Annotated in this window: 16 protein-coding genes; all 16 read right to left on the reverse strand. The window is 49.0% G+C overall.

Annotation, left to right across the window (positions count from 1 at the left end):
• Positions 1-54: 54 nt before the first annotated feature.
• Complete coding sequence (locus LQ567_RS09640; RefSeq protein WP_231004293.1) at positions 55-960, reverse strand: polysaccharide deacetylase family protein; 906 nt, start codon at positions 958-960, stop codon at positions 55-57.
• A gap of 204 nt (positions 961-1,164) precedes the next feature.
• Positions 1,165-2,055: a YARHG domain-containing protein gene (locus tag LQ567_RS09645; protein WP_231004294.1), complete on the reverse strand. Its 891-nt coding sequence runs from the start codon at positions 2,053-2,055 to the stop codon at positions 1,165-1,167.
• The gene (locus tag LQ567_RS09650) at positions 2,052-2,693 is read right to left on the reverse strand and encodes a DUF2306 domain-containing protein (RefSeq protein WP_231004295.1); all 642 of its coding nucleotides are present in this window, start codon (positions 2,691-2,693) and stop codon (positions 2,052-2,054) included. Before LQ567_RS09650 ends, LQ567_RS09645 begins: the two co-directional genes overlap by 4 nt.
• 28 nt (positions 2,694-2,721) lie before the next feature.
• Complete coding sequence (locus LQ567_RS09655) at positions 2,722-3,834, reverse strand: glycoside hydrolase family 76 protein (protein ID WP_231004296.1); 1,113 nt, start codon at positions 3,832-3,834, stop codon at positions 2,722-2,724.
• A complete protein-coding gene (gene mce, locus LQ567_RS09660) occupies positions 3,824-4,240 on the reverse strand; it encodes a methylmalonyl-CoA epimerase (protein ID WP_231004297.1) in 417 nt (138 codons plus the stop codon). Before mce ends, LQ567_RS09655 begins: the two co-directional genes overlap by 11 nt.
• Positions 4,241-4,271: 31 nt before the next feature.
• Positions 4,272-5,078, reverse strand: coding sequence for a DUF4249 domain-containing protein (locus LQ567_RS09665; RefSeq protein ID WP_231004298.1), 807 nt, complete (start codon positions 5,076-5,078; stop codon positions 4,272-4,274).
• A 6-nt stretch (positions 5,079-5,084) separates the two neighbouring features.
• A complete protein-coding gene (locus LQ567_RS09670; protein WP_231004299.1) occupies positions 5,085-7,406 on the reverse strand; it encodes a TonB-dependent receptor in 2,322 nt (773 codons plus the stop codon).
• A gap of 53 nt (positions 7,407-7,459) precedes the next feature.
• A complete protein-coding gene (locus tag LQ567_RS09675) occupies positions 7,460-9,475 on the reverse strand; it encodes a site-specific recombinase (protein ID WP_231004300.1) in 2,016 nt (671 codons plus the stop codon).
• 88 nt (positions 9,476-9,563) lie between these two features.
• Complete coding sequence (locus LQ567_RS09680) at positions 9,564-10,445, reverse strand: aldose 1-epimerase family protein (RefSeq protein ID WP_231004301.1); 882 nt, start codon at positions 10,443-10,445, stop codon at positions 9,564-9,566.
• Between the two features lie 103 nt (positions 10,446-10,548).
• Positions 10,549-11,979 (reverse strand): arylsulfatase B, encoded by a 1,431-nt coding sequence (locus LQ567_RS09685; protein ID WP_231004302.1) that lies wholly within the window; start codon positions 11,977-11,979, stop codon positions 10,549-10,551.
• A complete protein-coding gene (locus tag LQ567_RS09690) occupies positions 11,939-16,036 on the reverse strand; it encodes a hybrid sensor histidine kinase/response regulator transcription factor (RefSeq protein ID WP_231004303.1) in 4,098 nt (1,365 codons plus the stop codon). Before LQ567_RS09690 ends, LQ567_RS09685 begins: the two co-directional genes overlap by 41 nt.
• A 5-nt stretch (positions 16,037-16,041) precedes the next feature.
• Positions 16,042-17,451, reverse strand: a complete 1,410-nt coding sequence (locus LQ567_RS09695; RefSeq protein WP_231004304.1) for a sulfatase — start codon at positions 17,449-17,451, stop codon at positions 16,042-16,044.
• Between the two features lie 52 nt (positions 17,452-17,503).
• The gene (locus LQ567_RS09700; RefSeq protein WP_231004305.1) at positions 17,504-18,871 is read right to left on the reverse strand and encodes a sulfatase family protein; all 1,368 of its coding nucleotides are present in this window, start codon (positions 18,869-18,871) and stop codon (positions 17,504-17,506) included.
• An 11-nt stretch (positions 18,872-18,882) separates the two neighbouring features.
• Positions 18,883-20,208 (reverse strand): alkaline phosphatase family protein, encoded by a 1,326-nt coding sequence (locus tag LQ567_RS09705; protein ID WP_231004306.1) that lies wholly within the window; start codon positions 20,206-20,208, stop codon positions 18,883-18,885.
• Between the two features lie 3 nt (positions 20,209-20,211).
• Entirely contained in the window at positions 20,212-22,266 is a 2,055-nt protein-coding gene (locus LQ567_RS09710; RefSeq protein WP_231004307.1) for an arylsulfatase, read from the reverse strand.
• 50 nt (positions 22,267-22,316) lie between these two features.
• A complete protein-coding gene (locus tag LQ567_RS09715; RefSeq protein ID WP_231004308.1) occupies positions 22,317-24,005 on the reverse strand; it encodes a RagB/SusD family nutrient uptake outer membrane protein in 1,689 nt (562 codons plus the stop codon).
• Positions 24,006-24,021: the final 16 nt, after the last annotated feature.

Consider the following 24,021-nt stretch of genomic DNA (forward strand, 5'->3'; position numbering starts at 1 on the left):
TCAAAAAGGCAGGTGGAACTGCCACCTGCCTTTGTCTATATACTTTTTTTATAATCAGAAACGTTTTTGATTAACCAGCGCTTCTTTTACACCGGGATATTCGGTAATTACAGCCAGCTCATAGCCGGGTTTTGCTTTTAACTTCCGGATAAATTCATGCAGTTTCAACGAGTCTGCAGAGGACTTCCACATTTGATCGTGCGCCAGGATAACCAGGTTATCCGGCTTCAGCGTTTTATTCGATGCAAACAGATGATCTACCTGTGCCATCAGCTGATCAGGGCTTTGCAGGGCCTGCGAGTTCTTATGATTAAACTGCCACTCCAGGTCCCAGCCAATAAGTACATAACCGCCTTTGCGCTGAAGTGAGTCAATAACCGATTTGTTCTTTAAAAGATCGGTGCGGCTGATGCTATCGATACGCCAGGCATTGCGGCCGGGCGTGCGGGCGATGGGCTCTTTCAGCATCATCATCGCCTGGGCACGGTTAAAATCGGAAATAACCGAATCCGGATTTTTATAAAACCCGGTAAACCGGTTTCTCCAGGCATGCGAATAGCTGTGATTAAAAAGTTCGATACCCGGGAAGGTTTGCAGCTGTTCCCACATGAGTTTCTGCTCCGGGCTGGCCTTGGTATGTAAGCCGATCAAAAACATGGTAGCCGGTACCTGTTCTTCTTTCAGGATAGTTAACAGGTTGCGGGTGCCCAGGTTCGGACCATCATCGAAGGTCATAAAGATCCGTTTCTTTTTCTCCTGTGTTTTTTCTTTTTGGGGATCCTTCAGATTGATTTCAACGGAATCCGGAATATGAAGATCTGCTCCCAGTTTTTGCCCTTTAGTATCGGAGTCATTACAGGAAAAAAGCAGCGCCGCAGCCAGGAAACCCAATAAGCAATAGCATTTCCTCATAAAAACAGGGTGGCCGTTTTGGGCGGTCCCTTTTGTCAATAGTTTCATATTTATTAAAATCAAAAGAGATTGTAAAACCTTGGGTGCCAGTGGATGGGTCAGCTAAAAGTCAAAAGTCTCCGGAAAAACACCGGCAGAACTTTCCAAATGTGCATTCCATATTATTTTACAATTCGAATGTAAAACTAATCAAAGCACCTATGATTTCAAAAAAATCTTCCAATGATCCTGATCAAGATCTTACGATACCGGTTACCGGCCAAAAGTGTCGTAATTGTCCTGGGCATATTTTTCAAACCGCTTCAGCAAGGTCACATTCTTCTGTTCTACTTCAGTAAGCGCACCGTCAATGGTGTTGGTTACCGGAACATACCAGTCTACCTGGTCAAAGAACTGCCGTACGCCCTTACTTTTAAACGAGTACCCATGCCGTGCAAAAATGGTGTTACGGATGATTTCCAGATCCAGTTTTTTCAGGTTTTTGAGCTGCTTTTCGGTAAGTTCATTTGCAGATCCGTTCAGCTTGTACACTTCTTCGGAAGCCGCCCGGTAAACGTTGTTTATGGACGTATCTACAGTTCCGTCTTCATTCGTGTACAGTTCGGTTTGGGTGCGCCCGTTTTCATAATCCACGTATTCCCAATCTTCCGGAAGCATCAGGTTTGCACTGTACAGAAAGGGTTTTTTCACCAGCGTAAATTCTTTAACCGGGTGCGTTACAGCCGTTGCCTTATACGCCTTCCACCGGCCTTTGAGTGTGTCGCCCACAATGGAAAATTCAAACCGGCCGTCGTGCCGGTCGCTACCGGGTTCATCCATCACAAAGGAGTAGGTGTTACCGGCAAGGGCCAATGTTCCTTTCATTGGCCGGGCATTCCCTTTTACCACGCTCCTGCCCTCCACGCCTTCGGCGGTGATCCGGCTTAACCGGATATTGATCCGGGCCACATCTTCATAATCCGGCGCTCCGTCTGTGATGCTTACAAAGTCGCCCACCCAGTTACCATAAAGCTCCGTATGCAGTTCGGGTGGCAGTTCCTGCGCCGTTGCCGCAGGTTTGCCCGCTGCGACCGGTTTCTTTTTTGAATTACATGCAAAAAGCAGGATCACACAAAACAGGATAAATGGATACGTGTATTTCATCTTGACTTGATTTTATAGACTATATATTCTGCAACCAACCAGTTGGGGATCCATCCCAATCCGGCTACAATTACGTACACATCCATCGGCGCGGGATGAAAGAGCTGTACCAGGATCCACTTCCACAACCGCAGGGTAATGGCCGATAATGTGAGCGCATAACTCCGGATCATTAGGTACCGGTGCTGCCTGAAATCCTTTTTTTTTATGGCCCGCACGGCCTGCAGGGTGAAACTCCACCACAACACCGACAGGATGGTAAAAAACAGCACGGCGATCCATCCGCCATTGGCGTGCATCCCCATTACAAAACCGGTTGGAGCCGAAAAAAGCAGCACGACTATTACATACAGGTATCCCATAGCCCGGTGTACATTCCGCTGTTTCTGGAGCAGGTACGTACTAAACTGGGTGAACCCTGCCACCAGGCAACATATGGAAGTATATACATGTGTGTAAAATACCGGTATGTAATACCAGCGCCCTTCTACCTCAGTCTGTTTTATCTGCAGAAAAGAAGCCGTACTGCTAAACGGGATGTAGCGCAACGTGATCTCCAGCATTAAAAAGCTAAAAAAGCCCAGTAATACCAGGGCAAGGAGCTGTGCAGTTGTTTTATGTTTTTTTGTTAGCTGCAACGCGGAAATTTGACGTAAAAATAGCACATTATTTCAGCACGCCCTGCTTTTGCAGTACTGCCATCTGCGCCAGCAGTTCCAGCATGCCTCCCTGGGGTACCAGGTTCTGGGATTTACCCTCCCTGCCGGCTAAACCTTGTGCTGTTTTATGCGCGATGGCGTGGTCCACAGCGACCCGGAAGGCTTCCAGGTAGCGTGTATTTCCGTCTATGCGCCACAGCCGCAGGAATCCCCTCAGCAATACGGCGTTGAACCAGAAATTATCTTTCAGCTCCTGATTCTTCAGGAAATACGTATCGGCCGCCGCCGCCATTTTTTGAGCGCTGGTAAGATAGGTTGTGTCCCGGGTAATTTCATAAAAAAGCACGCTGGCTTCCAACATGGTTCCGGTGTTATACGAATAAACCCGTTTATCGACCCGGTGTGTTTTTACATTCAGATGGTCATAATACAATCCCTGAGGTGTACGGAGCCACTGGTTCACCCACCGGTACAATGCCGTTGCCGTTTTTAAATAGGTACTGTTGCCGGTTGCCTTATATAGCTGAAGGGCCAGCAGGATGCCGGGGCCGTTGCTACAGGTATTCTTGGTGCGTTTATCCCCTTCCTGCCAGTACAGCCCGCCCCCTGAAACCGTATCCAGTCCGGTCATCATAAAACGGTAAATACCGGTTGATGTCTGTAGCCAATGAGGCTCTTTTGTAGCTTCATACTGACGCATGGCGGTAATGCCGATCCACTGATTGTCGTCATAAAAACGGTCGCCACCTCCCAGCTCCGGAGGATAAGACGCATAACCGGCTGCCGGCGCCCGGTGATCCTCATATTTCCGGATGATCCCGAATGTATGTTCAAAATCCTTTGCCCTGTTTTCCAGAACGGCACCTGCCTGATAGGCTTCAAACAGTGCACAAAGCGGCCAGAGGTAGGAAACCTTCCGGTCGTTGGGTTGTGCCGGAACCTGTTCAATATAATACTTCAGTCCCGGTTTGTAATACTGTTTTACGATCTGTTCTTTAAGCAGGGCATACTCCTTTGCATAGTTGCGCTGCTGGGCGATGGTACCATTTGCAACAAAGAAAAAAGCAATAAGCATCCATCCGCCGCTGTACCGGAGCAGGACATTCCATTTACTTTTCATCGGCTGATTTTGAGCATAGTTCCGTTAGCACCCCGTGCGTGGATTTTGGATGTAAAAATGCAATCTGCAATCCTTCTGCGCCCGGTCGTGGTGCGGCATCAATAAGGTCGATGCCTTTTTCCTCGGCATCCCGTAAGGCCTTGTTGATATTGTCAACAGCAAATGCGATATGGTGTACCCCTTCTCCCTTTTTTTCAATAAACCGCGCCACCGGTCCTTCGGCATCCATCGATTCCAACAATTCGATCTTGGTATCCCCGATCTTAAAAAATGCCGTCCGCACTTTCTGGTCGGCTACTTCCTCTACCCGGTAGCATTGCAGTCCGAATACATCCTCCCAATAGCGGATGCTTTCCTCCAGGTTCCGTACCGCCAAACCAATGTGTTCAATATGTGAAGGCTTCATGGTTTATCGTTTTTATACAGCAATCAAATCGTTATTTAACATAGATCTCTTTTTTATCAAAGGTATTGGCGCTGAAATATCCCAACGCACCACCGCGGATATTTGAGACCGGATTTCCCGGTGAGGCGCTCTGGTTCTGGCCCAAACCGCTTTGGGTTAAGCTGTACCAGAAGTCGTAGTTATCCTTATTGATGCAGCGCATTTCCACCCGCAGGTTATCCCCGCTCTTCAGATCTGACGCCTCATCGCCCGCAAAGATCAGCAATTCATACACCACGTTCCGGCCATCAATCAGTTTATCATTGGTTAAAAAAATCGTGTTCTCTTTACGTCCGTCTACAAACTGCGTAAACCGGTATGCGTTCCCTTCACCCGGCGGATCTTTGAACTCCACGGTTGCAATCAATCGCTGCCGCCCTACAAATACCCGGCTGGTGGTGTACAGGGAATCCAGCTTTACTTTCAGCGGCATCGTGGAACTAGCCGTAAACACTTCACCGCCTATTTTTACCGATAGCTGATACGTAGCCCCGGGTTTTCCCGAAGCATTGGCCCGGTAAAGCCCGTTGCCTTTATGCTGTAGCAACACCGGCACTTTGCCATCTTCAGAAATGGTTACAAGGGCATTTCCCACACCTTTAAAAACATTCGTATCTGATATATTGAGTGTTTGGGAAATGATCACGTTGTACGAATCGTTATTATCCGTAACCGTGCCTTCAATAACATATCGCTTATCAACGCTGTTAATATCTACCTGGATCACTTTCTGGCAGCCTGTTGTAATGAAGAGCAGGAAGCCCAGTAAACCGTAAATAAAAAAGATATTCCGACGCATGTTGCTTTAAAATTTAAAATGCCAGGAAATAGAGGGCACAAAACGGAAAAGGGAGGTTTGTACCGCCTCTGTTATGTCGGTATCCTTATCGTTCTGCTGAAAAGAGATCAGGTACGCATTTTCCCGCCCGTAGGCATTAAAGAGGCTGAAGGCCAGTTCTGAGGAGGTGTTCTTTTTCCTGGTACGCAGCTGCCTCGTAGCGCCCAGGTCCAGCCGGTGATAGGCCGGCATCCGGTAGGCATTGCGCTTTGTATAATAAAAAACGACCTGCTTATCGATCACATATTTTCCGCTGGGAAACGTAACGGCATCGCCGGTATAATAGACCCAGTTGGCAGAAAGATTCCATTTTTTATTGAGCTGGTAATTGGTTACAATCGCCACGTCATGGGTACGGTCCTGCCGGGCATTGTACCATTCCCCGTCATTAATGCCGGCAATCTTCCGTTCGGTTTTGGAAAGTGTATAGCCCAGCCAGCCGGTAAGTCGTCCCTGTTTTTTCTTCAGCAGCAATTCCAGGCCGTAAGCCCTTCCGATACCGGAGAGCAGCTGTGTTTCAATAGCATCGTTGGTATATACATCTGCCCCGGTGCGGTAATCGATCTGGTTCTGAAACGCCTTATAATAGGCCTCGGCGGTAAGTTCATACCGGTTGCCGGAAAGATTCTTATACCAGCCCATCGAATAAATATCTACCAGCTCCGGCTTAATGCTATTGGTACTGGCCACCCATTTATCGGTGGGAAAATTGGCCGCCGAATTGGAGATCAGATGCAGGTTCTGGGCGTTACGTGCATAGGATGCTTTCAGCGATGTGCTGCTATTTAAGATAAAGCTGGCAGCGATCCGGGGTTCCATGTTCCAGTAATTTTTTACAAGCGCGCCTTTCCGGTAGCTTAAGGTGTCGGTGATGGTTCCGTTGCCATCTACTTCATAAAAATCACCGGGTCCAAAAATGGCAAAGGAAGACAGGCGCATACCAAAGGTCAGGTTCAACCAGGAAGCGGCGCTCCAGGTATCGGTGGCAAAAACAGCCGTTTCCCAGGAATACCGGTCCTGCAGGTAGAGATCGTTGTAGCTTGTTTTGCCGGAGCTGGTGATCTCACCCGGAGTGATCGTATGATAAATGGAATTAAATCCAAAGCGGAGCGAATGGCGGGATCCGGCATACCATTGTATTTCCTCCTTCAGATTCAGATCACGGATCTGCGAAAAAATGTTCAGATCATTGTTGGCATTATTGATGGCGATATTGTAATTAAAATCGCTGTAGATAAAGGAGGTATTGGAGAAGAGCCGGTCGTTAAAAATATGGTTCCAGCGTAGCGTTCCGGTCTTGTTTCCCCAGTCCATCCCAAATTGTTTCTCCAGCTTCAGTACATCGCGCCCCAGGTAACCGGAAAGATACAACCGGTCCTTTTCCCCAAGCGTATAATTCATTTTGGCATTGATATCATAAAAAAACAGGCGGGTATTCTTATTCGTAGAATCGCCAAACACGGGCAGAAACAGGTCTGCATAGGTACGTCTGCCGGATACCAGGAAGGAGGACCGGTCTTCCTGTATGGGCCCTTCCACATTGAGTTTTGCCGAAATCAATCCCACACCACCGCTTACCGCATACCGCTGATTATTGCCCTCATTCATTTTCACGTCCAACACCGATGAAAGCCTGCCGCCGTACTGGGCCGGCATGCCGCCTTTATACACCGTTACATCTTTTACAATATCCGAATTAAAGGTAGAAAAGAAACCCATGAGGTGCGAGGCGTTGTATACATTGGCTTCATCCAGGAGGATCAGGTTCTGATCCGTAGAACCGCCTCTTACATAAAAACCGCTGTTGCCATCACCAGCAGATTTGATCCCCGGCAGTAACTGAATGGCTTTTAAAATATCCCGCTCGCCCAGCAACATCGGGATGGTATTGATTTCCTTCATGGTCAGCCGCTCTACACCCATCTGTGTGCCCCGGATGGTACGGCCCTTTGTATTGGCCGTCACCTGCACATCATCCAGGTTTACAACCTGGTCCGGCAGCAATACATTTTGTACTTTATTACCGTTCAGCTGAATGGTTTCCGTTACCGTTTCGTAGCCAACGGCCGAATACGAAACCGTATAACTCCCTTTTGAAAGGGTGAGGGAATAGAAGCCGTACTCGTTGGAAGTGGTACCGGCGGCACCGCCCTGTACCTCCACACTTGCATTGATCAATGTTTCCCCGCTGGCGGCTGATTTTACGGTACCGCTAAGAGTAACTTTTTCCTGCGCAAAGGAAACCAGTGCGAATAATATGGCAATAAAAAGAATACCTGTCTTCTTCATAAATGATGTCATAAACAACCTCAATTCAACAAAAATAGCCGAACTGCGGCAGATTATTGCTGTCCGGCTCCACGGGGCGGAACGATAAAGGATAAGGGCTTTTTAAAGAAATGCCGGATAATGATCCGGATCAATTCCGGATAACGCCGCAATTGAATGCCTCTTGATTTTACGGCTACAAAAAACGCCAGCGAAAAACTCACCAGGAAATTAAAGAACCCGATCCCCAAAACGCCCAGGAATACTGTTAACAGGTAATGCCCAGGCACCGCGCGTATACCCAAACCGTAAACACCAATAGCCATATTGCCCGATGAGATGGTAATATGCCGGATATCGAAGGGCACCCCGAATATTTTACCCACATTGGCGGCCATTCCTAAAAAAAATCCCAGGCTGATGTTTCCGGCATAGGCGCCTGCATTCTTTTCTATAAAACCGGCCCACCATCCTCTTTTTTGGGCAGAAGTACTGCCGTATAATCCCGGGTGATGTGCCAGCCGGCCAGCGATATTGCTAAAGCGGATCTTATTTTGTACATACCCTGCAATGATCCCGCTTAAAAACAAAAACACACCGGTATTGCAGGCATACAACAGCGAAAGACTTTGAAAGGGATGCTGCTCCTGCAACAGCCTGAAGGCCGCTTCTCCGGATACCAGCTTTCGCCCTATTATTTGATGATAGGCCCAGGCAAGCAGGTAGGTGCCCGGAAATACGATGATCAGGTTTCCCACGAAAGAGGCCGTTTGGCTCCGGATCACTTTAGCCACCGTAAAGGCCATGCTTTGAAGATCGGGCTGGCCCAGGCTCTTTTTCGAATCCAGCGAAACGGCCACAGCATTGGCCGTAAAGGCCGGCTGTTTGGTAGCCAGTGTGGATCCGGTTTGGTCGATCAGCACAAACCCGGCACTGTAGTTTACACTGTACCAGAAGCCCTGCCAGAAATAGGCATAATGCAGTTTGCTCAGGATGTTTTTAACAATAGCTACAAAGCAGATGATGAGCCCACCCCACATGGCACTTACCAGCATATTCAGGTAATCCCTGCGGGTAGTGGTAATGTACTTGCCACCCTTTTGCCCTTTATGCTCCGCAATCTGATATGCGATATAACCGACGCCCTGTGAAATAAACTGGCGGATGCTGTTCTTGAGATTTTCATTGCGCACCAGCAGTTTAAAAAGATCTACAAACCGTCCGATATCGAAATGATCATCGTTATCAATTGTGTCCAGCAGGATCTGCATGCGTTCAATACGCGCGGTCAGGATCAGCAGGAGATAGCTCTGGCGGATGCTGGTACCCCGCTGGTCCTGGTGTTCACGGATATGAAGGATCTCATTTTCTATTTCAAAAAGTACGAGTTTCAGCCGGTTCACCACTTCACGGATATGATACGGATCGTTCTTTTCCTGCTGCAGTTCATGTAACAGGCGGCTCTGCAACAGAAAAGGATTTTCCTGTATCGGGTGGATGGGTGCAATATAACCGGCAATCTCCTTTTCCAGCCCATTGTTGGCCACCTGAAACGACAATACCGTCAGCGCATCGATGAGGTGCTCCGTCAAACGTGGATCTTTGGCCTGCAGCGTAAATTGCAGCAATTCAAAAAAACTGATCCAGGTAGCCCGCCGGATCGCTTCGATCCAAACATGATCGTTTTTCCGGTAAAAGACGCGGTCGAGCACATATACAAAATCATTGGTATCCTGCTCCCGGGGAAGCATTTTATGCTTCAGTTTACCCATCAGCTCATCCCAAAAGCCACTGCTGACCGGGATGCCGCTTTCTGTAAACGCCCCTTCCAGCCGGGTATTGATCAATTGTACCAGTATCGCCTGCTGCAACCGGGAAACAAAGGATGGATGTGCTTCCAGGAAAAGGATCATATCCTTCATACGGGCATCTGCCAGGTGTTGTTCATTTTTTGGCGGCCGCAGATCCCCGAAAAAAGCGATCAGGAAATGAAGACTTTCTTCTTTTGTGGTAACATCATAGGCCGATTCATTTTCCAGAACCTTTTCACAAAAGCTTTTTTCTTTTTTTTTCCTTTTAAATAAATGCATCCGCTTTTTTTAACCGGCACCCGGAGGTATCCGGATTAAACTTCTGCTTAAAAATAGCAAAACAACGCTTGTATTCCTGCCGGGTAACCTATGAAATTATTGTTACGGACCAGGTTCGTTCAAAATGCGCACCCGGCTCAAGGATATGGATACCCTCTTTTGTTGTAAGGTCCTGACTGGTTCCTACCGTATCCGCAATACCGCACCAGGGTTCAATACACACAAAATCCGCCCCGGGTGCCGCCCATATGCCCAGGTAGGGAAATCCCTCCCAACTGAAAGCAAATCCCTTGCCGTTCTTATCGGAGCGCAGTGCCAGCTTCCGTGATTTCAGGTCTTTCAATACCACCGCGTCTTTTGCAAACAATCCTTTATTTAAACGCAATATGTTGGTATTGTTAAAAAAGGGAATGGGTTCCTGCGCCAGCAGGCCGCCTTCTTCAATGGGCCATCTTCCGGCATCTTCTTTTTCATCAAATTCGAGGTAGTACTCTACGTAAGCATCTCCTTTAAACAGCGGTAATTTAAATGCAGGATGTCCGCCAACAGAAAACCACATGGTCTTATCACCGGTATTTAGCACGTCATAGGTTACGTTCAGCGTTCTTCCTTCAAGCTGGTATCTGATTTTGAAATCAAATTCAAACGGATATGATTTCAATGTTTCTGCGGTACTTTTCAGCGAAAATACCAGTTCATCGGCCAGCTGTCCTACCGGTGAAAAATCCATTTCCCGCGCAAAGCCATGCCGGTTCAGCTGGTAGCGCTGCCCTTGATACTGATAGGTATTGTCCTTGAGCGCGCCCACTATCGGAAATAACACAGGCGAATGCTTGCCCCATATTTCCGGGTTGCCACCCCACATATATTCCTGCCCGGTACTTCTGTCAATCAGACTTTGCAGTTCTGCACCTTTTTCCGAAACCGCAATCTTCACTACACTGTTTTCTATCTGGTATATTTTTGCCATAGCATGCCAATTTGAACATTAAACGGAAAATATACCATTTTAGTATCTGTTTTTGCAATAAATTCCTGTTTTTCAATGTCTGACAATTGTAAAAAATTCCAGATCATTCCCGGATATCCCAGTCCGCAGGTGCTTTGAATGTTGCCCTTCCCTGCTCATAGGGCGGTACTTTTTCCGCGGGAGTGATTGCCTGGTATTTTTTTGATAGTTCCAGCAGCGCCTTTACCTGCTCCGGATACCGGTCACCCAGGTTTTCTTTTTCATAGGGATCTTTATCCATTGCAAAAAGTTGCGGTACCGTTGCCGCACCTGCAGCCCTGGGCAGTACCAGTTTCCATTCGCCTTTGATCAGCGTGCCGTTTCCAAGATAGAAGGTGCGCGTATCGTTTTTCTGTTCTTTCAGACTTTTTAAAACAGAGATCCCGTCATACGGCTGCGGAGGAGGCGCCTTTATCCCGGCGATCTCCCGGAGCGTGGGCGCAATATCGATATACCCCATTACCTGGTTGGAGGTCCAGCCGCCTTTAAACCCGGCCGGCCAACGGATTACGGCGGGCACCCGCACCCCGCCTTCCCACTCCTGGAATTTAAAGCCCCGCAAGGGCTGATTCCGGCCGCCCTCCTTTTGAGCGGCACCGTTATCGCTCTGGAACAATACCAGGGTGTTTTCATCGATACCTGCCTTTTGGAGCGCCTCCAGGATACGGCCGATACCCGCATCCATTGCCGTAACCATCGCCGCATAGGTTTGCCGGCGCGTATTGCCTCTTCCCATTACACCTTCGGAGCCGGCCTGCTCTTTTCCAAAAACAGGTTTTGATGGATCAAACCCATACGGCATGAGATCGGTTTCTTTGGCCTGTAAAGGGCCGTGCGGTGCGTTGTACGCTACATATAAAAAGAAAGGCCCCTGCTTATTATAATTGTTGATGCATTGTACCGCTTCTTTTGTGATGAGGTCTGTAGTATAGCCGGTGTCTTTTGATGTTTTCCAGTCGTTATGCCAGTCCAGCGCCCCCTCGCGCATATGCGTAAAATAATCAATGGCTCCGTTATAATGCCCGTAAAAATGCGTAAATCCCCGGCTCAGGGGCAGGTATTTCCGCCGGGAATGTCCCAGGTGCCATTTACCGATGGCCGCCCGGTTCTTATAGCCGGCCGGTGCCAGCATTTGCGGCAGGAATTCGGCCGCTGTATCTACGCCGAAATCCAGCCAGGGCGCAATCACGTTCTCCCGTAATCCATAGCGCTCCGGCAGCCGCCCCGTCATAATGCCGGTGCGGGTGGGGGAACAGATGGGGCTTACATAATACCGGTTCAGGACCACACCTTCCCGTGCCAGCTGATCTATATGCGGTGTGCGGATCTCACTGCCATGAAAACCTACATCCCCCCAACCCATATCATCTGCTACAATGATGATTATATTGGGCGGTGCCTGCTGGGCGCAGGACTGACGCAACCAAAAAGAACACAGGAGCAGGAGGCAGGCGCTATGCCTGATCTTTCCGGAAAACGGAATCTTTATATGCATGGTCTGACAGATATTTTTCTACAAATTCACTGGGTGTTACGCCAAACTGAAGCGTAAAACATTTGGTAAAATACGAGGGTGAATTAAACCCGGTACGGTACCCAGCTTCGGAAACATTACACTTGCCGGATAATAATAATTTGGCGGATTCTTTTAAACGGATCACCCGGATGAATTCATTCGGGCTGTTCCCCGAAATCGCCTTTAGTTTCTTATGCAAGGTGGAACGGCTCATGGCTACGGCCTTGCTGAGCTCCTCTACCGACAACTGATAATCATCCAGGCGCTCCTCAATGATCGCAGTGATCTTTTCAATAAACACCTGGTCGCTAGGGTTATTATACAGGGTATCGGCTTCCACAAAGGGATGGGCGCTGAATTTCTCTTTCAGGCGAGCCCTTGTTTCCAGCAGGTTTTTTATCGTTGCCCGCACCTGTTTCCATTTAAAGGGCTTCATGATATATGCATCGGCGCCGCTTTCCAGCGCCTGCAACTCCGCGTCCGTGGTACTCCTGGCTGTAAGCAGCACTACCGGTACATGACTGCTGCTGATCTGTTCCCTGATCCTCCGGCATAGCGTAATGCCATCCATTTCGGGCATCATCACATCCGACAGTACCAGTTCGATCTGCCGGGCCTGCAAAATGCCCAGCGCTTCTTTTCCATTGATCGCACAACAGGTATGATAGCCCTCGGCCTTGAGGCTAGCCGAAATAAAATCCAGCATATTCAGATCATCCTCCACCACAAGAATGGTAGGGCCTCCGGTGTCGCCATCCATTACTGCGTCTGCTTCCCCGGCCGGCAACGCGGACACTTCATCCTTTAAAACGGTTTCAAAAGGGAGAATGAGCACAAACGTCGTAAAGCCATCTTTTCCGTTCACGGCGGTTAATGCCCCCGAATGTTTCTCCGCCAGCGCTTTTGCCAGTGAAAGTCCGATACCCGTACCACCGATATTGTTCAGTTGTCCGCCGGTGCCCGCCACTTTGTAAAAGGGTTTAAACACCGCAGTAAGCTCCGCTTCGGGTATGCCGATGCCATCGTCTTTTATCTGAACGGATACCGAGCCCTGGCCCCTCGCATCCGGTTTCTGCTGGCATACCCGGAGCTCGACAGTTGTGGCCGCGAATTTAAAGGCATTCATCAAAAGGTTATTGAGGATCTTCTGCAGCGCCTCGGGATCTGCATCAATGGTAAGCCGGTCTACATCTGTTGTTAACAGGAACTGCAGTTTCTTTTGCACAGCAATGGCATTAAAACGGGCATACAACGCCTGTACAAAAGAGATCAGCTCTACCGGCTCCTTGCGTATGGTATAGATATCGCTCTCGATCCTGCGAAAATCGAGCAACTGGTTCACCAGCGACTGGAGGCGTTCACTGTTTTCCTCCATCACCTTCAGTTGTTTACGCTGCTCGCTCTGAAGTGCTGCATCCTTCAGGTTCTCCAGGGGCGCCATGATCAGCGAAAGCGGGGTACGTATTTCATGCGCCATGGTGGTAAAGAAATCCATTTTCTGCTGATAGAATTCCTTTTCCCGCTGCACTTTCATTTTTTCCAGCCGCACTTCATTTTTCCGGATCTCGCGCCGTTTATAATAGTTGCGCAATAAGAAAACGGCCGCCACCAGCAATGCTGCGTACAGGATATAGGCCAGATTGGTTCTGTAAAACGGAGGCCGTACCCGCACTCCTACCGATATCTCCTTATCATTCCAGTTACCGTAGATATCGGTGGCTTTTACTTTAAATGTATAGGTTCCGGGGGGCAGGTTGGTATACGTAGCTATCCGCTGCGTGCCTACATTATTCCACTGGTTATCGAAGCCCTCCATTTTGTAGGCATATTTTATTTTGCCTGGATCTTTGAAATCCAAAAGTGCATATTCAAAACTGATGACCGACTGCCTGTACGATAACTGGATTTTATTCGTAAACCCTATTAGCTGTTGCAGAACACTTTTTTTATCATCCAGATCCGGCTCATGATCAAAGATCTTAAAACTGATGAGGATCAGGTTGCTGCCGGATGTTGCTGTGCGGATCTTTTCCGGGTAAAAGGCGTTAAACCCATTGATTCCTCCCAGGAAAATGCGGCCATCCCGTGCACGGTAATAGGCGTTGTAATTATAGAGTTTTCCCTGAAGACTATTGAGCCCGGTATAAGACCATACCTTCCCCTCTTTCTCCGAAAAGCGGAGCAACCCGTTATTGGTAGAAAGCCATAAATAGCCCCGGTCATCCGGCACAATGCCAAACACCACATTACTTATGCCTTGTTCCTGTCCGTACCGTTTAAATTTGCCGGTCCGTTTATCCAGCCTGTTCAGCCCGCCGCCATCGGTACCAGCCCATAATCTTCCTTCCGGATCATCGTATAGCGAAATGATCTTGTTTGAACTGATCGATTCCGTATCACGCACAGTACGGAACTGCTGCCATTTCCCGGTTTTAAAATCTTTCTTTAAAAGCCCGTTTTCATAAGTTGCGATCCACAGGCAGCGGTCGGTATCTTCCCACACTTTATAGATACAGCTGTTGTGCAGGTCCATATCCGTAACCTTTGTAAATTGCTGCTTTGCCGGATCAAAAATATTCAAACCCTTTACGGTTCCGATCCAAACCACCCCACTGCGGTCTTCATAAATGCTGTAGATACTGTTGGAGCTGATACTGCCTGGATCAGCCGGATTGTGATGATACTGGGTAACCACGCCGGTGTTGAGATCTACCCGGTTCAATCCCCCGGAAAATGTGCCCACCCAAAGCCGGTTGCCCCGGTCCTTGTATAAAGCATGGATATTGGAATAGGAAAGCGGTTGCGTGTACGGTGGGAACGGATACTTATAGAATTTACCGGTGGCTGTTTCGAAATAATTTAATCCGCCGTTTTCCGTGCCCACCCAGAAATTGCCCGGGCGGTCCTCCAGGAAACAGCTTACTGCGCTGCCGGAAAGCCCATCCGCACTGCCGTTGGGATAGTACAGCTCAAACGAGGCATCGCCCGGTGAAAAATAGTTCACACCTCCAAAATACGTACCCACCCAAATTCCTCCCTGCCGGTCTTCATAAATAGAATAGATCGCATTGTCACTGATGGTATAGGGATCACCGCGATCGTTTTTATAATTTGTAAAGGTGCCCGTAGCGGTGTTCAATACGTTCAATCCTTTCTCCGTGGCTACATATACCTGGCCCGGCATTGGCTGGTATATGGCGCGCACGATATCGTCGCTGATCGACCCGTTGCCCCCTGCACGAAATACCTGGAAGCGTTGCTCTTTAACGATCCATTGATTCAATCCACCGGAAAGCGTGCCGGCCCATATATTGCCCTGGGGGTCTTTATAAAGCGAAAGGATGAAGTTGCTGGATAATGTTCCTGTTGCGGCCTTATGATGCACAAACCGGTTGGTGGCAGGGTCCAGCACATCAATCCCCTCCCCGAAGGTACCCATCCAGATGTGACCGCTGGCGTCTTCCACCAGTTTCCGTACCTGGTTCAACGAAAGGCCACCAGCAACGGCGCGGTAGTTGAGCACCGTTTTCGTACGGGGATCAAACCGGTATACACCATTGCTGCGGGTAGCCACCCAGGTTTCTCCCCTGGAGGATTTCAGGATATCGAAGATCAGATCCTGCTTAGCAAAGGCGATCCGCGTAAATTTTTCACGGGTCAGGTCAAAGGAATAAAGCCCCTCTTCCGTTCCCACCCAGAAAGTGGTACTGCTGATCTTGCAAACAGAATGGATCAGGCTATTGTCTGCATGATCCTTATCTTCCCGTACCTGGTATATTTTAAAGCTGTATCCGTCAAACCGGTTCAACCCGTTCTTGGTACCGAACCAGATGTAGCCCTGATCATCCTGCAGGATATTCCAGACGGTATTGGAAGACATGCCGTTCCGGACACTGTAATTTTTAAACAGCAACTGCTGAGCACGCAACAAGGGAGACCATAATAACAGCAATAACGCTAAAGCACACAGGCCGCCGTGCTTTATGAAAAGACTGCAAAAGCCATTGCTGCTGGTATTATGTGATACGCCCTTCAATCCATTTATTTTTTTGCTTTCTTTTTCACTACGGTGTCCGGCACTTCTGCATCAACTTCCTTCAGCCACTGATCCAGTTTCTTTTTAAGGTCCGCCGCTTTTCCGGGCATCTGCGCTGCAAGATCTGTTTGTTCTGACGGATCTTTTTTCAGGTTATATAATTCTGTACGATTCGCTTTATAGAAATACAGCAACTTATAGTCTCCGTCCCGTACCGCACTGCACATGCGGTTTACCCAGCGCCCGGTTTCAGATGGATAATGCCAGAAAAACGGTTCGCGTTCCGCAATAGCCTTTCCTTTCAGCAGGGGCACCAAACTTTTGCCATCCAGCAGGTTGTCCTTCCGTTTTTTTGTTTTTGCGAGCTCCAGGAAAGTTGGATAAAAATCAGTAGCCATTACCCGTGTATTAACAGTGGTCTGCGGCCGGATGGTTTCCGGCCAGCGCGCAATCAGGTTTTCACGGATACCGCCTTCATACAGCCACGACTTCCCGGCTCGCAGCGTACCATTGTTCCCCAGGTGCCATACACCGCCATTATCGGAGAAAAAGATCACCAGTGTATTTTTATCGATCCCTGCTTTTTTCAACGTTTCCATTACCGTTCCCACACCGGCATCGATCCGTTCGATCATGGCGGCGAGATACGGATTATCCAGGTGATCGGCCTCATGTCGTTCATTCTGCGGACCAAACAAGGCTTCTGCTTTTCCTGCACCATATTTCGCATCAAACTTCATCTTGTATTTTTTTACCAGGGCCTCAGGGGCATCCAATTTGGTATGTACGCTGTAAAAGGTAAGATAAAGAAAGAATGGCTTAGCCTTGTTCCGCAGGATAAATTCAGACGCTTCACTGCATTGCCGGTCGGTAAGATATTCGCCTGCACTACCGGTATCGAAAGTACTGATTTTGTCATAGGGGTAAAAATAATCTCCGTCGGCAATGTATTTTGTTTCGGAACCGATCACCTCGTTAAAGCCATGCTGCTGCGGGTTTCCCTTTGGATCATTAAATTTTGTATCCAGGTGCCATTTGCCAATAATGCCGGTATGATATCCGGCGGCAGCCAGGGCGCGGTTGACGGTATAGGACTTTGCAGGATCCAGGTAGCGGTCTGCGTTGTTATCCAGGAAATCCGTGATCCGTACCCGGGCCGGGTATTGCCCGGTCATGATACCTGCACGCGAGGGCGAACAAATGGGCGCGGCTGAATAGGCTTGTGTAAACCGCGCGCCTTCCCCGGCCAGCTTGTCCAGGTTTGGTGTTTCGTTAAACGTATTGCCATAGCAACCCAGCTCGGCCGACCCTAGGTCGTCGGCCATAATAAAAATAATATTCGGCCGTTGCTGCGCATCCGCAACTGCGGTCCACAGGCTTACAACCATTAAAACGAGCCATCTTGTTTTTTTCATCTGTTTATGTTCAGGGGTTAAATTTTAAATCTGTTCAGGGATTACGATGGGGTTATTTTCGCTCAAACGGGATATCCAGTGTTGCACCCGGATCTCCCTGTTGTTTCATCCAGCCTTCCAGCTTTTGGCGGTACGCGGCTATCTGTGCTGCATATTTTTTATCGCCGGCCAGATTGTGCAATTCATAGGGGTCGTTTTTAAGGTCATAAAATTCTACGGCAGGCCGGTGAATATTGCGTTCTACCAGTATTTTATCCTTTGGAGATGTTTCCGCTTTTTCCTTCCAGCTCACCCAATACGCATTTTTAGGATTCATCATATACTTAATGTGATAATTTTTACCGGGTGTGAGATTCAGCAATAACTTATACCGGCCGTCGCGAATGCTGCGGATCGGATACGGCGGACCTTCCGGCAGGTTATTGTGAATGCCAAAAGCCACTTCTCTTGCCTGCTGCGTTTTACCCTGCAGTACTCCCAGGAAGCTGCGCCCGTCCAGGTGTGCAACAGGATTACCGCCTGCGATATTAATAAATGTAGGCGTAATATCTTCATACTGTACAATGGCACCGGTAGCCGATTTGGGTTGTACCACGCCGGGCCAGCGCACGATCATGGAGCTTTTTTGTCCTGCATCCCAAAGCGTCCATTTGGCGCCGGGAAACTGGGCGCCCTGTTCTCCAAGAAAGATGAACACGGTATTGTTCTCCTTCCCGGTTTCTTTTACCGCCTGCATCAGCTCTCCTACCTGGTTATCCAGCCTGCGCACTTCCGCCAGGTATTTCTGAAATTGTTTTCTTGTGGGTTTGGTATCTACCCAGTGCGGCGGCAGGATCAGTTGCTCCGGATCAAACTCGGTGGTATCCCCCATCGTCCAGGGTGCATGCGGGTTGATGCTCATTACAAAAAGACAAAAGGGCTTCTGTTGTCCGCTCATAAAAGCTTTTACATCGGTTAGCGAATAATCGTCTGTTGGGGATACGCAATTGGGCTCAAAGCCTTTAATGATTTCGAAGGGAAACACCGTCCGGGGCTTTGTGCTATGGTCTTTGCCGGTTAAGGCAACCGTGTATCCCAAACCGGAAAGGTAATGCCCGATACTTTTTAAAGTATCATATACTGGTTTATGATTCTGGTAAGAGCCATGCCGTACCGGGTACAAACCGGTGAACAGGGAGGCACGGGTAGGCACACACATTGCCTCCGATGCAATCATGTTATTGAATTGCATGCCCTGATCTGCCAGCCGGTCGATATTGGTGGTTTTAAGATTGCGGCCACCATAGCAGCTGAGCTGCCGCGAATCGAGGTCATCGGCCATGATCACTACGATATTGGGCTGTTTGCTGCGCTGCGCCTGGCTTTTAATACCAAAACCTGCTAACAGCAGTACGAACAACAACCCGGTTCTTTTTGTCATATTATCATCTTTTATCGGTTTGAAAAAATATCTGGCAATGCAACGGTACCATTGCCGATGGGGGGAATGCCCAGCAAGCGGCAGATCACGGGTGCAATATCCAGCATGCGCAGCCGCGCCAGCGTACTGCCTTTTTTGATACCATTGCCCGCAGCAATAAACCCGGTATAGATCTCATCAAAATCCGGATAATAGCCATGTGCACCGCCAAGTGGTTTTGTACGGATCAACGGACCTTTTATGGCATTACTGGCCACAAACCCTTTTTTCATGGCCAATGCCAGTTCCACTTCAGGGTTGGCTCCTATCGCTTCAAGCTCTTTCTTTGTAACGATACGGAACCATTGATCGCCGTGGGGCAGCTGACGCAGCAATTGTTCTACCTGTTGGGTCGTGGCCGCATCACCGGCTTTTTTTGTATATAGAAAGGCTGACCCGCCTGTTGTATAAAATTTTGCCTTCCAGTCATCGCCGCTGATCAGCCCATTCTTTTCCAGCAGCACATTCGGAGCTACGCTTTGCGTGGCATCTACAAATCCATGATCCCCGGTTACGATGATTGTTGTATTTGAAGTCTGTCCGGATTCTTCAACGGCAGCAATCACCCGGCCGATCATGCTATCGATCACGGCCACCGCTGTTTTTACTTCCGGCGCATCTCTCCCATGTTCATGCTGGGCATGGTCTGCCTGTATGAAATGAATGGCCAGCAATGCCGGCTGGTACTGCTTAAATATAAAGGCCCCCATCCGGCCAATGGTACGATCCACATCCCTGTATTTAAAGTCATCCGCCGTAACCGTTCCGTTACCGGCGGCCGCCATCTGATCCAGCATGCCAGCCGGAGTAATATACGGCCTGGTTACAGAGAGCTGGTCCGTTTTTTCATCACCGTCGGCACGACGTACCGGAAAATTATAGTCGATCGGTGCACCAACCGTTACCGGCCACATCACCGCTCCGGATGTAAGACCCGCATGCTTAACCGCCTTCCAGAGGGTGGGTGTTTTTATGGAACTGTCTTCCCAGTACCATCGGCCCTTTGGTGCTTCAAAGGGGGTATTGTAATAAATACCATGCTTCCCCGGCGGCTGACCGGTAACAATGGATGTATGCGAAGGATAGGTTACCGTAGGAAACACCCCCACCACCTGGCGGGCATAAACACCCTGTTGTTTTAACTGCCTCAGATGAGGGGCAGGCCAGGCGGGATCCAGGTAAAATTCCGGGCGAAGCCCATCGATACTGATCAGCACCACATGTTTTGCAGACTGCGCCCTTACCTGCAACATTCCACCAAGCGCAAATGCAACAAAAAGTATTCGTTTAACTAACATCATCTATTTTTTTATGGCAACCAGTTCCACATCATCAACCCATAATTCCGAACCGGGTGCCGCTGTTCCAAAATAAAGCCCAACACGGTACATGCCGTTTTCAGGAATGGCTGCTGAAGTAAATTCAAAATCCTTTATACCTGGTTTGATCTGCAATTCCCGGTCAATGATCTTTGAAGCGTCTGCACCGGTACTTTCAAGCCGTACAAAGAAGCGGGTATCCCGGTTGGCTGTTGCTTTCATTTTTATTAAAAACCGTTCTCCCTGCTGTGCTTTAAAAGGCCAGAGCATGGACAGCGCTGCGGGCTTTGCCGCCGGTTGTACCACGGAAATGAGTGCCGATTTTTTCCCGGAGATACGGCTATGGTCATCGATCCTTATCGAGCCATTCATCGCTGCTGCCTGGTGTACATTCCAGCCACCCAGGTTGTCATCGAAATTTCCGTTGATGTTTCTCCGGTAGGCCTGCATCCGCACCCCATACTCCCGTGTGTCGAGGGGAAACGCGCCTATTTTCCGGGCCCATTGCTCCCAGTCGGCATACAATGACTTTACGCGCTCGGGTTCTTTCCGGCTCAGGTCGTTCATTTCTGTAGGATCTGCATCCATATCATATAATTGCAGCGTGTTCATTGAAAACGATGCATCTTCCGGTGTTTTGGCCACCAGCTTCCACTTGCCGTCACGCAGGGCGATATTGGCCTCGTGCTCCCAATAGATCCGCCCCCGGTTATTTGACTGCCCCGAAAAATGAGGCAGCAGGCTTTTGCCTTCCATGGGATGAATGTTATGGCCTTGAAATACCGAAGGGTACTGTGCTCCGGACACCGCCACACAGGTGGCCATAATATCGGTGATATGCCCGTAGCCGGAAACAAACTGGTTATTCAGGCGGGCGGCAATGCCCTTTGGCCAATGCACGATCAGCGGAGTGGCAATGCCTCCTTCATGGGTAAAATGTTTATACTGCTGAAAGGGTGTGTTGCTTACATTTGCCCAGGGCAGCCGGTAGCTTTCAAATGTGGCTTCTGTTCCGTCCACGGCTTTGCTTTTGCCACTGCTGATAAACTCTGCACAGGCGCCGTTGTCGCTGAGAAAAAAGATCAGGGTATTATCCAGTTCATTGTTGGCGCTGAGTGTTTGTATGATCTTCCCGATCCCCTCATCCATGATATCGATCTGTGCCGCATAGATGGCCATGCGACTGCTCATTTCTTCCTGCTCTTTATCCGTAAGCCCGTCCCATGCCGGAACCGTGGCATCCCTCGGCGTACATACAGCCGAAGCCGCAAACAAGCCGATCGCTTTTTGTTTTTTAAAACGGGCGGCCCGTATGGCATCCCAGCCTTTTTTATATTCTGCTGTATATTTTTCAATGGTGGCCTTTAATGCATGCAGGGGCCAGTGGGGCGCCGTATAGGCTACATACATAAAGAAAGGGTCCTGTTTTTGGCTGCGGAAATGATCCTTTAAAAAACGCACGCTGGTATCGGAGATCGCATTGGTTAAATAAAAATGATCGGGGGCCTTATATTTCCGGTTATCACTGTAAAGCACCGGTGTAAAATAATTAGCCCCACCGGGAATAATACCGAAATAACGGTCGAACCCGCGCTGCCGCGGCCAGTTATCCGTTACTTCACCATCGATCTTCCGCTCATTGGTCACGTGCCATTTGCCGGTCATATAAGTACGGTAGCCGGCTGTCTTTAATACTTCGGCGATCGTTACGCACTCGTTGTTCAGGTTGTCCTGGTAAGCAGGGCCGGTGCCCAGGTCCGCTGCTGCCATCCAGCCCATTCCGGCCTGATGCGGGTACAGTCCCGTAAGCAAGGAAGCCCGCGTTGGGCAACACCTTGCCGCATTGTAAAACTGCCGGTAACGGATGCCTTCCTTTGCCAGCTGATCAAGATGCGGCGTCCGGATCTCTCCGCCATAAGCACCGATATCGGAATAGCCCATATCATCTGCCATTATGAGCAGGATATTGGGTTTCGACTGCGCAGCGGCAAATAGTGAAACGCCTAATAAAAATATAAGAACAGAAAAGCGGAACATTCGTTATTTAAATTTAAAGTTAGACCTTCTTTTGATGCATGGGTTTAAAATTACCATCCGGGATTCTGATTGGCCGTTCCGATATTCGGATTTTGCGTAATCTCATCGGCGGGTAACGGGTATAACAGGTTCTTGGGAATCTCAATACTCATTTGTGGCGCGTTAACAGCAAATTCATTGGAATACTTTTTGGTGGTCGTATTATACGTCGGCATCTTCTGCGGGTATTTTAACAGCACTTCTTTGAACTGGTATTCGAACATGGTTTGTGCCGGGCTCAGCGGGCTGCGCATACGAACAAGATCAAACCAGCGCTGTCCTTCCCCCACCAGTTCAAGACCCCGATCGTCAAAGATCTTCATCCGGAATGCATCCCTGGATAACCCAGGTACAATATCGGCCGGTACGGCCCGCTGGGTTCCATTCGCATTCCTTGCCCTTGCTCTTACCTTGTTGAAGGCTTCCAGTGCCGTTGCAGTAGGCCCGTTCAATTCGTTTTCCGCTTCTGCTTTTATCAGGTAGACCTCCGCAAAGCGGATCACAAAAAAATCATTCCCGTTATTGCGACCGTCTTTACCATTGGGATCAATGTATTTGCTGATCAATGGCGTGGTAATATTGCCTTCATCCGCCGCAGGGAGATTGGGGTAAACGGCATAATATTTTTTTTGTGTAACGTTATACCCTTTCTGAAAAAAGGCCCCCTCATTCCGGTAATCGATTACCTTTATCCCATTGATCACCGAATCATAATCGCCGGTGCGGTAATAATCCGCTACCCAGGGCATCACCCGCATAGAGCCATCCCCCGCTCCGTTGGGCGGATTGCCGCAAACCTGGTGCGTATTGGGTGCACCAAAGCGCAGTGCAAACTCTGAACCCGCCGCAGGCTGGGCACGGTCCTGCTGATCTACCATGAACCGCACGCCAAAGATCACTTCGTTATAGGCATCGCTTTCCCGGTTGATATCAAACAGGTCTTTATAATTACCCACCAGCTGGTACTGGTTACTTTGTATCACGGAATCGGCATAGGTGATCGTTTTCCGGTAGTACGCGTTTCCATCCTGCCCTTTTAACGCCAGTTGATTGCCGCACGTTAGTGCCGCCTGGGCATGAATAGCCTGTGCCGCACCTTTGGAAGCACGGCCCAGCTCCGCCGCCGGTATATTTTTTGCCAGGGGCAACAGCGCTGCCGCTTTTTCCAGATCCGAAAAGATCTGGGTATACACCGCCTCCACCGGACTTCGGGGCAGGTAAAAATCGGAACTTACATCGGTGGCATTCAGCCGCAATGGTACGCCGCCATATAAACGAACCAGGTAATAATAACAGAACGCTCTTATAAAATACGCATCGCCGTAGGCACGCTGCTCTGCTGCGGCATCCAGTTCCTTTGTATCGAGCTGGGCGATCAGATCATTGGCACTGCCGATGGTAAAATATAAAACACTCCAAAAGCCGGACACATTTACCGAGGTAAGAGTGCGGTCCGAAAAAGGCAGCAACTCACCGGATGCAGCTGCATACAGATCATCTGCAGAAAGAAACAACATGGCCATTCCTCTGAACTTAAAGGCATTGGAGTTATTCAGGCGGGCGTACAATCCTTTAACCACCACTTCCAGGTCCCGTTCGCTGTTGATGGTAGCCGGCGTGGGTACATCGAGCAGGTCTTCCTTTAAACTGCAGCCTCCCAGTACAACAGCTGTCAGCAGTAATGCAATAATATATTTCATGAATTCTTTTTTATAC

The sequence above is a fragment of the Niabella pedocola genome (assembly GCF_021044425.1).
GTDB lineage: Bacteria > Bacteroidota > Bacteroidia > Chitinophagales > Chitinophagaceae > Niabella > Niabella pedocola.

Excerpts from the sequence above, each read along its gene's own strand:
- LQ567_RS09655 (WP_231004296.1), bottom strand. The coding sequence starts at position 3,834 with ATGAAAAGTAAATGGAATGTCCTGCTCCGGTACAGCGGCGGATGGATG.
- LQ567_RS09705 (WP_231004306.1), bottom strand. The coding sequence starts at position 20,208 with ATGTTAGTTAAACGAATACTTTTTGTTGCATTTGCGCTTGGTGGAATG.
- LQ567_RS09645 (WP_231004294.1), bottom strand. The coding sequence starts at position 2,055 with ATGAAATACACGTATCCATTTATCCTGTTTTGTGTGATCCTGCTTTTT.
- LQ567_RS09670 (WP_231004299.1), bottom strand. The coding sequence starts at position 7,406 with ATGAAGAAGACAGGTATTCTTTTTATTGCCATATTATTCGCACTGGTT.
- LQ567_RS09710 (WP_231004307.1), bottom strand. The coding sequence starts at position 22,266 with ATGTTCCGCTTTTCTGTTCTTATATTTTTATTAGGCGTTTCACTATTT.
- LQ567_RS09640 (WP_231004293.1), bottom strand. The coding sequence starts at position 960 with ATGAAACTATTGACAAAAGGGACCGCCCAAAACGGCCACCCTGTTTTT.
- LQ567_RS09700 (WP_231004305.1), bottom strand. The coding sequence starts at position 18,871 with ATGACAAAAAGAACCGGGTTGTTGTTCGTACTGCTGTTAGCAGGTTTT.
- LQ567_RS09675 (WP_231004300.1), bottom strand. The coding sequence starts at position 9,475 with ATGCATTTATTTAAAAGGAAAAAAAAAGAAAAAAGCTTTTGTGAAAAG.
- LQ567_RS09715 (WP_231004308.1), bottom strand. The coding sequence starts at position 24,005 with ATGAAATATATTATTGCATTACTGCTGACAGCTGTTGTACTGGGAGGC.
- LQ567_RS09695 (WP_231004304.1), bottom strand. The coding sequence starts at position 17,451 with ATGAAAAAAACAAGATGGCTCGTTTTAATGGTTGTAAGCCTGTGGACC.
- mce (WP_231004297.1), bottom strand. The coding sequence starts at position 4,240 with ATGAAGCCTTCACATATTGAACACATTGGTTTGGCGGTACGGAACCTG.
- LQ567_RS09685 (WP_231004302.1), bottom strand. The coding sequence starts at position 11,979 with ATGCATATAAAGATTCCGTTTTCCGGAAAGATCAGGCATAGCGCCTGC.
- LQ567_RS09665 (WP_231004298.1), bottom strand. The coding sequence starts at position 5,078 with ATGCGTCGGAATATCTTTTTTATTTACGGTTTACTGGGCTTCCTGCTC.
- LQ567_RS09680 (WP_231004301.1), bottom strand. The coding sequence starts at position 10,445 with ATGGCAAAAATATACCAGATAGAAAACAGTGTAGTGAAGATTGCGGTT.